Below are 2,217 nucleotides of genomic sequence, written 5' to 3' on the forward strand. Positions count from 1 at the left end.
TTTTGTTCTTTAACAGTTTGTGCTAATACTGCTGTCAATGTATCACAATCTGTAGCAGCGTCTACATAAGTAACTGGAATTCCTAAAGAAGCTACTGTATCTGCAGCAACCCTGTTACCTACCACAAGAGCTTTTCCTTCTGCATCTAATGCTTTTACTGCACTTATCAATTCAAAGCTTCCGCCTAATACTTTATCTTCGTTCGTTTCAATAAATAATAACGCTTTCATACTCTCGTTCCTCCTTTGTTAGATTGCCTTGTCTTTTTTCATTTGTTCCATTGCAGTACTTACTGCCAATGCAACATCTTTCTCTTGAATTTTGATACCAGCCTCTTTCTTAGGAGGTGCGTCATATTCGATGCAACGTACTTTTGCTTGTTTCACCTCTCCAATTTCTGCTGCTGAATAAGTTGGAATAACTGCCTTACGGCTTTTCATCTTAGTCTTAATAGTAGGATATCGCGGATCATATACCGGTTTACTTACTGTTACTACGGCTGGTGATCCTATTGAAACTACATTGTAGCCTTCATCTGTTTCCTGATGAACTTCCATACCATTATCTTTTAAATTAACTTCAACCACTCTACTTATAAATCCTGTGCCCATTTTTTCAGCAATCATTGCTCCTACTTGACCAGTAATTTCATCTGTGGATTCCATTCCACAAAGAATTAAATCAAATTGTTTGTCTTTGTCTTTTTCAATTTTATGAATAGCATCTACCAAAACATCAGCTGTTCCAATAGCGTCTAAATCTGCATATAAATCATCTTTTACAAAATATGCCTCTTTAGCTCCAACAGAAAGACAATTTTTTAATGTGTTTATAGAATCATCTGCTCCTACATTTAACACACTAACATTGCCTCCATTAGCTTCCATAAAACGAACCGCCAACTCTAATGCATAGGTGTCAAATGCATTGGCTACTAAACTGACTCCATTCAAGTTAGGTTTCTTTACTTTGTCATCCAAACGAATCTCAACAGAGTCATCTGGAACCTGTTTTACACATATAAGAATTTGCATACTTTACCTCTCTTTTTAGTTTTGTTTTATTGTTCTTTTACACTGTTCTTAACTGTTTCATATTGCACAATTTTGCTTAATTGTTATGTACTTATTTTTTTGGTGCCATGGTTCGACCAGCGCTCTATGTAATCATTTTATTCAATTCATCCACATAACGTGCTTCCAAGTACTTTTTGTTTATAGGTACTATGGTACGACCAATTTCTAATATAATTATAGCACACATTTATACTTATGAAAAGGATTGTTAATTTACTAACACTTTCAAATGTGTGCCGATTATTATTTCTGTAGTTTTTCCATGGTTTTATTAACTGTGTCCAGATGGGCTCTCATGGCCTTGACAGCTTTCCTCGAATCACCTGCCGATATTGCATCAACTATATTCTGATGTTCACTGAACAACTTTTCCTTGTTTTCCGAATCCACCAATATCATTCCCCTGGCACTTTCAATAAAAGTTTCCATTAAAGAAGATATGGTATCTAGAAGCATCATTATAAGGTAGTTCCCTGTTATTTCTGATATTTTGTAGTGGAGCTGCAAATCTATATTGCTGCTTTCTTCCTCATTGGAAGCCTCTCGAAGTTTTTGCAAAATATCATTGAGCTCTTTAATATCCTCTTCACGGCCTTCCATTTTCACCCTTTTAGCCGCAAGGGATGCCGCCTCCACTTCTATTACCATCCTAAGTTCAAGAATGTCTCTGGGATTGCCCTGGTTCAGCATAAACATTACGGACAAGGGCTCAAAAAAATCACCTTTGATATTTCCTCCAATGAAGTTTCCCTCACCCTGTCTGCTTTCAATCAAGCCAACCATTTCAAGAGATCTCAATGCTTCTCTTATGGATGTCCTGCTTACTCCAAGCTGCTCTGCAAGGTCTCTTTCCGTTGGAAGCTTATCTCCCTTTTTCAGTTCTCCATTCATTACCATAACCTGGATTTGTTCAACTACGTGCTGATATACTTTTTTGCTTTTTACCTGTTTAAACATATTCTGCTCCTATAAATTCGTATAATAAAAGTTTAAAATTTACTAATAAACGCATTTTTCGTTAATTAAATAACATTTTTTATTATTTATAATATTCTCTACTACTTTCAATTATGTAAATTATATTATAACATATGTGAATTGCAAAGTAATACATAAATATTTATTGTTATGCCAATAATAT

At 35.0% G+C, this 2,217-nt stretch carries 2 protein-coding genes and 1 pseudogene; all 3 read right to left on the reverse strand.

Annotated features, from left to right (window positions below; all coding sequences use genetic code 11):
- A pseudogene (locus tag AC3AX0_RS12020) lies at window positions 1-230 on the reverse strand (electron transfer flavoprotein subunit alpha/FixB family protein); the annotation flags it as partial.
- Between the two features lie 18 nt (window positions 231-248).
- Window positions 249-1,034 carry an electron transfer flavoprotein subunit beta/FixA family protein gene (locus AC3AX0_RS12025; protein ID WP_487550521.1) on the reverse strand — a complete coding sequence of 262 codons (786 nt, stop codon included), beginning with the start codon at window positions 1,032-1,034 and terminating at the stop codon, window positions 249-251.
- Window positions 1,035-1,319: 285 nt separating this feature from the next.
- Window positions 1,320-2,033: a FadR/GntR family transcriptional regulator gene (locus AC3AX0_RS12030; protein ID WP_487550522.1), complete on the reverse strand. Its 714-nt coding sequence runs from the start codon at window positions 2,031-2,033 to the stop codon at window positions 1,320-1,322.
- Window positions 2,034-2,217: the final 184 nt, after the last annotated feature.

The organism is Dethiosulfatibacter sp., from assembly GCF_983023055.1.